Genomic DNA, 7,922 nt, shown 5'->3' on the forward strand with positions numbered 1-7,922 from the left:
CGTGCGGCGGCGCGCGTCGTCCAGTACAGATCGGCCCCCGTGGCGCACTGCCTGGACGGAACGCTCACCCCACGCCGGCTGCGCCGGGCCGTGATCGTTCGGCCGTCCCGCCTCGTCCGGGCGGGGACGTCCGTCCCCCGATATACGCAGAAAACCGTAACATCTCGGCGAACAACATTGTTCATGGATTGCTCCGTAAATGGGTTACCTCGGCGGCCCGCATCCCGTTGGTAGCTTGTGCCTGTGGACTCCGACGGCTACACCTCGCTGCCGCGCGGCCGTCATCACCTCACGCGCGAACAGGTCTCGGCCTCCCAGCGGGAGCGGATGCTCCAGGGCATGACGGACGCGGTCGGGGAAAAGGGCTATGCCCGCACCTCGGTCGCCGACGTGCTGAAACGCGCGCACGTGTCCCGCGAGACGTTCTACGAGCACTTCAGCGACAAGCAGGCGTGCTTCCTCGCCGCCTACCAGGCCGCCGCCGACCGCATCGTCGGGGTCGTCAACGACGCGCTCGCCGACACCGGCGTGCCCGTGATGGGACGGCTCGAGGCCGCGCTCCGCGCGTACCTGCGCGAGCTCGCCGCCGACGGGGGCGCGGCCCGCACCTTCCTGCTGGAGGTGTACGCGGCCGGGCCCGCCGCGGCGGCGCTCCGGTTCCGGGTGCAGCGCGGCTTCGTCGAGCTGATCGCGACCCTGCTGATCGAGGACGAGCGGTTCCGCGCGCAGCCCGACCCCGAGTTCGCCTGCGGGATGCTGATCGGCGGGATCGCCTCGATGGTGACCGGCAAGGTCGCGCTGGGCGAGCACGCCACGCTGCCGAAGCTGTGCGCGCCGATCCTCGCCCACGTGAGCGCCCTCCTCGACCACTAGCCGTCAGATGAAGGTGCTGAGCAGCGCCGCCGTCGCGAAGCCGACGACGGACAGGATCGTCTCCAGCACCGTCCACGTCTTCAGGGTGTCGCGCACCGACATGTTGAAGTAGCGGGAGATGATCCAGAACCCGCCGTCGTTGACGTGCGAGGCGATGATCGACCCGGCCGAGATGGCGATGGCGATCAGCGCGACGTGCGGGTCGGAGTAGTCGTGGTCCTTGACGAGCGGCGCCACGATCCCGCCGGTCGTCACGATCGCGACGGTCGCCGAGCCCTGCGCGAGCCGCAGCCCGCAGGCGATCAGGTAGGCGAGCACGATGACGGGCAGCCCGGCGTCCGAGAGCGTGGTGGCGAGCGCCTTGCCGACGCCGGTCGCGGACACGACCGCGCCGAAGAACGCGCCGCCGCCGATGACCAGCAGGATCATGCCGATCGGACGGAGCGACCGCGTCGCGAGGTCGGACAGCTCCGCCGCCGGGACGCCGCGCCGGATGCCGAGCAGGTACATGGCGAGCAGCACCGCGATCGTGAGCGCGACGACCGGGTTGCCGAGGAAGGTGAGGGTGGGCAGCGCCGGGCTGTCCTCCCACCAGACGGTCCCGAACGTGGCGAGCAGGATCAGCACGAGCGGGATCGCGATGATCAGCCCGACCAGGGCGAGGGACGGCTCGGGCTCCGCCTCGTCCTTCTCCTTCTCGGTCTCGGCGGTGACGTACTCCTCCGGCACCTCGACGAAGACGCGCTTGCCGATCCACGCGCCCCACGCGACGCCGGAGACGAGGAACGCCGGGATGCCGCAGATCAGGCCGAACACGATGAGCCAGCCGAGCGGGACTTCGAGCAGCCCGGCGGCGGCGACCGGCCCCGGGTGCGGCGGCAGGAACGCGTGCGTCATCGACAGCCCGGCGAGCAGCGGCAGCGCGTAGAGGACGAGCGACCGTCCGCCCCGCCGCGCGGTGATGTAGACGAGCGGCGCCAGGACGAAGATGCCGACGTCAAAGAAGACGGGGATGCCGAAGATGAGCCCGGCGAGGCCCATCGCGAGGGGCGCGCCGCGTTCGCCCGCGACGCCCAGCAGGCGGCGGGTCAGGACGTCCGCGCCGCCGGACCGCTCCAGGACGGCGCCGAGGATGGTGCCGAGCCCGACGATCGGCGCGATGTGCCCGAGCAGCCCGCCGAAGCCCTTCTCCAGCACCGACTCCTTGGAGCTGAGCGCGGTGCCGACGATCTCCTCGACGCTCAGCCCGGCGGCGAGCGCGAGGGCGAGTCCGGAGACGAGCAGCGCGATGAACGGCTCCAGCTTGACCTTGATGATGAGGAACAGCAGGACCGCGATCGACGCGGCGCAGAGCAGCAGCAGGCCGCCTGTCTCGTGTTGCAGCCAATGGACCATGGGGGTGGGCCCTCTCGGTTGGCGGGGGGTGGGGGGAGTCGAAGGGTCAGCGGGTCGTGCCGTCTGGGGAGCGGCGGAGGGAGCGGCCGGGCAGCGCGCCGGTGCGGCGCCCGTCGGCGACGACGGCGGTCCCGGCGACGAACACGTGCGGGACGCCCTCGGCCTGCCGCTTCGGGTCGTCGAAGGTGGCGGCGTCGCGGACGGCCGCCGGGTCGAACAGGACGAGGTCGGCGTGGTATCCGGGCCGGATCAGCCCGCGCCGGTCGAGGCGCAGCCGCCGCGCGGCGCGCCCGGTGAGGTGGGAGACGCACTCTTCGAGCGAGAGGACGCCCAGCTCGCGGACGTAGTGCCCGAGGTAGCGCGGGAACGTCCCCCACGCGCGGGGGTGCGGCTTCGCGGCGGCGAGGAGCCCGTCGCTGCCGCCGGTGTGGCACGGGTGCCGCATGATCGCCCGGACGTTCTCCTCGTGCCCGACGTGCTGGAGGATCGTGGTGGCGAGGTCGTCGGCGACGAGGCGCTCGCGGTAGACCTCGAACGGCGCGCGGCCGGATTCCGCGGCGAGCTGGGCGATCGTCCGTCCGACGACGGCGGGGTCGGGGGAGCCGGAGATCTCGATCGTGTCCCATTCGGCGGGGACGCCGTGGCAGCCGTCCGAGCCCTCGACCTCCATCGCGTGCCGGATCTCGGCCTGCCCGGCGGGGTCGGCGAGCCGGGCGAGCAGCGCCTCGGGGCCGCCCGCCGACGCCCAGCTCGGCAGCAGCGCGGCGAGCGTCGTGGAGCCGGGCAGGTAGGGGTAGGTGTCGAGCGTGATGTCGCAGCCCGCGGCGATGGCGTCGTCCAGGAGGCGGAGCAGGTCGGGGGCGCGGCCGCGGTTGACGCCGAAGTTCATGGTCGCGTGCGCGAGGTGCAGCGGGCAGCCGGACCGCCGCGACAGCTCGACCATCTCGGCGTACGCCTCCAGCGCGCCCGCGCCGTAGGAGCGGTGGTGCGGCGCGTAGAAGCCGCCGAGGGACGCGACGACGCGGCACAGCTCGGTTAACTCGTCGTCGTCCGCGTACATGCCGGGCACGTAGGTGAGCCCGCTCGACATTCCGACCGCGCCGTCGCGCATTCCGTCCGCGACGAGTTCGCGTTGCCGGTCGAGTTCGGCGGGGGTGGGCGGACGGTCGTCCCATCCCATCGCGAGCATCCGGACCGTGCCCTGCGGGACGAGGTAACACGCGTTGACCGGGACGCCTTCGTCCAGGCGGTCGAGGTATTCGCCGACCGTCCGCCAGTTCCAGTCGAAGCCGGGCGGGTCGCCGTTCCATCCGGCGATGGTGCGGCGGATCTCGGCGAGGGTCGTGTCGTCGGCGGGGGCGTAGGAAAGGCCGTCCTGGCCGATGACTTCCGTCGTCACGCCTTGGCCGACCTTGGCGAGGTGCTCGGGGTCGGTGAGAAGTGCCAGGTCGGAGTGGGCGTGCATGTCGATGAAGCCGGGCGCGAGGACGAGCCCGTCCGCGTCGAGCGTCGTCGTCCCGGTCAGTCCGGCGCCGATATCGGTGATGCGGCCTTCGTCGATCGCGACGTCGGCCACCCGGCCGGGGGCGCCGGTGCCGTCCACGACGACCGCGCCTCGGATCACCGTGCCGGGCATTTCAGAACCACGTCCTGATGAGGTCGACCACGACCGGGTTCTCGGCGTCGGCGTCGTCCACGACCGGGATGAGCGTCCATTTGTCCATCGCGGTGCACGGGTGCGACAGCCCGAGCCTGACCACGTCTCCGATTTCCACCGACGAGTCGACAAGGAAGGTGTGCTGGTCGTTCATCGCCGTGGACCGCGCGTTCTCCACCGGCCCGGCGCCCTTTCCCCTGACGAACTGCGGTTCGGGCAGGCCCTCGTCGAAGGGCAGGTCGCGTTTGCCCGCGTCGAGCAGGGCGAGGGCGGGCTCGGGCTTCGACACGACCCGCGCCCAGCCGTGCATGGCCGACCGCAGCGGCGCGTCGCCCGTCCCGCGCGAGAACGGCGAGATCTCCCGGTAGAAGCCGTCGTCGTGGACGATGTACGCGCCCGACCGCAGCACCACCTGCCCGCCGGTCGCGCCGAGGACGTCCACGACCTGGTCGAAGAAGGCGCTGCCGCCCGCCGTCACGAACGGCTCGTCCGTCTCGTAGTCGAGGCCGCCGAACAGGTTCGCCATCCGGCGCAGGTAGGCGTCGACCGCGTGGCGCCCCGCGTCGGACGCGTCGTGCGCGAGCGCGCCCTCGTAGCCCGCGAGCCCGGCGAGGCGGAGCGTCTGCGCCTCGCGCACCGCGGCGGCGAGGGCGCGGGCGTCGCCGTCGTCCCGGACGCCGGTCCGGCCGTGCGGCCCGCCCAGCTCGACGCACACGTCGACCGGACGCTGCGCGCGGGCGGCGCGGAGCGCGTCGTCCATCAGCTCGACCGTGCGCGGCGAGTCGACCCACGACACGAACTCGAACTCCGGGTGCTCGTCCAGCTCGGCGCCGAGCCAGGCGAGGCCCGCCGGGTCCAGCAGCGCGTTCGCTAGCATCACCCGGCGGACGCCGAACGCGCGCGCGACGCGGATCTGCGGCAGGTTCGCGACCGTGATCCCCCACGCGCCCGCGTCGAGCTGCCGCCGCCAGAGCTGCGGCGCCATCGTCGTCTTGCCGTGCGGGGCGAGCGCGACCCCGGCGGCGTCCGTCCAGCGGGCCAGCGCGCCGACGTTGTGATCGAGCGCGCCCGCGTCGAGCGTCATCAGCGGGGTGCCGAAGTCGGAGAGCGGGACGCGGGCGGCGCGCAGCTCCGCGACCGTCGTCCCGTGCGCGGACACCGGGACCGCCTTGAAGCGCCAGTCGAGCCGCTCGTCGCTGAGCGCGTCGACCGCCGCCCCGTCGATCGCCTCACCGGACCTGGTCGCGACCATCTTGACCTCCGATGTTGCACAATGTGCAACGATAATTGCGCCTTGCGCCGATGTGGTTGTAGCATCGCGGCCGGTGATCGGTCAACGATCCGGGCCCTCCGAAAAGGAGAGGGGGAACGGTGAGCCAGAGCCTCGGCCGCGCCCTCGCCATCCTCGGTGAGCTGGGCGAGGGGCCGCGCGGACTCGACGAGCTGGCCGCGAAGATCGGCGTCCACAAGACGACGGTGCTGCGGCTGCTGCGCACCATGCAGGACGAGGGTTTCGTGCACGGCGACGCGAACCACCGCTACCACCTCGGGTCCCGGCTGTTCGCGCTCGCGGGGGCGGCGCTGGAGCAGCGCGGCGTCCGCGACGTCGCCGCCCCGCACCTCGCGCGGCTGAACGACGACACGGGCGAGACCGTCCATCTCGGCGTGTACGAGGGCGGAAGCGTCGTCTACCTCGACAAGTACGACTCGCGGCACGCCATCCGCATGTACTCGCGGGTCGGGCTGAGCATGCCGCTGCACGCCACCGCGATCGCCAAGGTCCTGCTCGCCGACCTGCCCGAACCGCGCCGCCGCCGCGTCGCCGACGGTATCGAGTACACCCGGTTCACCGAGCACACCGTCACCGGCCCGGCCGAACTGCTCGACGAGCTGTCCCGCGTCGCCGCCCAGGGCTACGCGCTCGACGACGCCGAGCACGAGACGTTCATCCGCTGCATCGCCGCGCCCGTCCGCGACGCGACCGGACGGGTCGTCGCCGCCGTCTCCATCTCCGTGCCCGCCGTCGTCCTCGACCGGGACGGCGTGCTCGCCCTGCTCCCCCGCCTGCTGGAGACCGTCCGCGCCGTCTCCGCCGACTGCGGCCACGCCGAGGGCTAGCGCGTGAGGCGCCCGGTCGCGACCAGCTCCAGCGTGATGAGCACCGCGACCGACTCGACGGCGAGCAGCCCGACCAGCACGAGGAGCTGGACCGCGCCCGCCTCCACCGGGTCCGCGCCGCCGAGCAGGACGCCGACGAACGCGCCCGGCAGCGTGACGAGCCCGACCGTCCGGGTCTGGTCGAGGACGGGGAACAGCGCCAGCGCCGCCGCCGGACGGCACAGTTCGAGGGCCGCGTCCCGGGGCGGGAGGCCGAGCGCGAGCCCGCCCTCGTACTCGCCGCGCCGCAGCCTCAGCTCGTCGAGCGCGCGGCGCCCGGTCAGCCCGGTCGCCGACATCGCGCCGCCGATGAAGATCCCCGCGATCGGCAGCACGGACACCGTCCGGTGCGGCACCAGCGCCGTCGCCAGCAGCAGCCCGAGGACGGGGCCGACACCCGCGACGATCGGCAGCGCCGTCCACCACGCCCGCCCGCGCACCGAGCCGGTGACACGGCGTCCGGACGTGGCCGCCGCGATCACGACCATGCCCGCGATGAACGCCGCCGTCAGCCCCGCGCTGCGCAGCACGGCGGCGATGAGCAGCGACACCGCGGTGAGCTGGACGGCCGCCCGCAGCGCCACGACCAGCATGTCCCGGCCGAGGCCGAGCGCGCCGACCCGGACGAGCAGCGCGGCCGCCGACGCGAGCGCGACCAGCACGATCGCGAGCGCCGGTCCGACCGCCGGACCCGCGCTCACCTGCGCACCTGTCCGCCCATTCGGGCCGAAGATCCCATAGCGTTCTCCTACCCCGCTAAACCTCGATAGCGTGGGACTTGTGGAGGTTGACCCGGCCGCCTTGGCGACTCATCTGACCCGCCGCAGGGCGCTCTGGCTGATGGGTGCGGCGGGCCTGACCGCGCTCGGTTCGGACGGCGTCCATCCGCACGGCGGAACCCGGCACGTACCGCCCACGGCGGCGACGCCCCGGGCCCGTCCCGTCATCCATCCGACCCCCACCCCGACACCGACTCCGACGCCGACCGCGCGGCCCGCCTCCTGGACGCCGGTGAAGCTCACCGCGGCCGAGACCCCCGTGCGCGAGCTGACCGAGCTGTCGCCCCCGCCGCCGCCGAAGTCGATCGCGCTGACCATCGACGACGGCCCGAACCCGACCTGGACGCCGCGCATCCTCGACCTCCTCGCCGAGCACGGCGTGCACGCCACGTTCTTCGTCATCGGCGAGCAGGTGGAGGAGTACCCGAAGCTCACCCGCCGCATCACCGACGCGGGCCACCAGATCTGCAACCACACCGAGACGCACCCGATCACCATCGCCGGGCTGCCGCGCAAACGCGTCCGCAAGGAGATCCTCGACGCGCAGAGCCGGATCTCGGACGTGACGGGCGTCGTCCCGCAGTTCTTCCGGTCGCCGGGCGGGGCGTGGTCGAAGACCGTCCTCGAACTGACCGCCGAGCACGGCATGATCCCCATCGACTGGGCCGTCGACCCGCGCGACTGGGCCCGGCCCGGCGTCGCCCACATCCGCCGCGAGCTGCTGAAGGGCAAGGACGGCGACATCCTCCTCTGCCACGACGGCGGCGGCGACCGGTCGCAGACACACCGGGCACTGAAGGCAGCCATACCCAAGCTGAAGAAGCGCGGGATGACCTTCGTAGCTCTTTAATTCCCAGGGGGGCGACCCCCTGGAACCCCCGTCAGTCGCGAGGGGCTGTGTTTGCCCAGGGGGGCGACCCCCTGGAACCCCCGTCGGTCGCGAGGGACTGTGTTTGCCCAGGGGGGCGACCCCCTGGAACCCCCGTCGGTCGCGAGGGGCCGTTTCCCGTTCCGCGTTCGCGGCCCGGGAAACGGCCCCTCGCTCCTCGGGTCGTGCGGCC

7 protein-coding genes are annotated in these 7,922 nt (G+C 72.9%); 3 read left to right on the plus strand and 4 right to left on the minus strand.

The window, feature by feature from the left end; genetic code table 11:
- The first annotated feature begins 243 nt into the window (after nucleotides 1-243).
- A complete protein-coding gene (locus tag ACH01S_RS27325; protein ID WP_067897519.1) occupies nucleotides 244-873 on the plus strand; it encodes a TetR/AcrR family transcriptional regulator in 630 nt (209 codons plus the stop codon).
- Between the two features lie 3 nt (nucleotides 874-876).
- Here ACH01S_RS27325 and ACH01S_RS27330 read toward each other — a convergent pair whose 3' ends face one another.
- Genes ACH01S_RS27330 through ACH01S_RS27340 form a run of 3 tightly spaced genes read right to left on the minus strand, consistent with a single transcriptional unit; the run spans nucleotide 877 to nucleotide 5,177 of the window.
- The gene (locus ACH01S_RS27330) at nucleotides 877-2,268 is read right to left on the minus strand and encodes a GntP family permease (protein ID WP_067897522.1); all 1,392 of its coding nucleotides are present in this window, start codon (nucleotides 2,266-2,268) and stop codon (nucleotides 877-879) included.
- 46 nt (nucleotides 2,269-2,314) lie between these two features.
- Nucleotides 2,315-3,904 (minus strand): N-acyl-D-amino-acid deacylase family protein, encoded by a 1,590-nt coding sequence (locus ACH01S_RS27335; protein ID WP_067897524.1) that lies wholly within the window; start codon nucleotides 3,902-3,904, stop codon nucleotides 2,315-2,317.
- Between the two features lies 1 nt (nucleotide 3,905).
- Nucleotides 3,906-5,177 (minus strand): type III PLP-dependent enzyme domain-containing protein, encoded by a 1,272-nt coding sequence (locus ACH01S_RS27340; RefSeq protein ID WP_067897528.1) that lies wholly within the window; start codon nucleotides 5,175-5,177, stop codon nucleotides 3,906-3,908.
- A 119-nt stretch (nucleotides 5,178-5,296) separates the two neighbouring features.
- Here ACH01S_RS27340 and ACH01S_RS27345 point away from each other — a divergent pair, with 119 nt between their 5' ends.
- Entirely contained in the window at nucleotides 5,297-6,043 is a 747-nt protein-coding gene (locus ACH01S_RS27345) for an IclR family transcriptional regulator (protein ID WP_067897530.1), read from the plus strand.
- On the opposite strand, the gene ACH01S_RS27350 is transcribed toward ACH01S_RS27345, so the two are convergent.
- Nucleotides 6,040-6,783 (minus strand): ABC transporter permease, encoded by a 744-nt coding sequence (locus ACH01S_RS27350; protein WP_067897533.1) that lies wholly within the window; start codon nucleotides 6,781-6,783, stop codon nucleotides 6,040-6,042. The genes ACH01S_RS27345 and ACH01S_RS27350 overlap by 4 nt on opposite strands.
- A 79-nt stretch (nucleotides 6,784-6,862) precedes the next feature.
- Between ACH01S_RS27350 and ACH01S_RS27355 the strand changes: the two genes are divergently transcribed.
- On the plus strand, nucleotides 6,863-7,711 hold the full coding sequence (locus tag ACH01S_RS27355; RefSeq protein ID WP_246236481.1) for a polysaccharide deacetylase family protein: 849 nt from the start codon (nucleotides 6,863-6,865) through the stop codon (nucleotides 7,709-7,711).
- Nucleotides 7,712-7,922 lie beyond the last annotated feature (211 nt).

Origin of the sequence: Actinomadura chibensis NBRC 106107 (assembly GCF_001552135.1) — a bacterium.
GTDB lineage: Bacteria > Actinomycetota > Actinomycetes > Streptosporangiales > Streptosporangiaceae > Spirillospora > Spirillospora chibensis.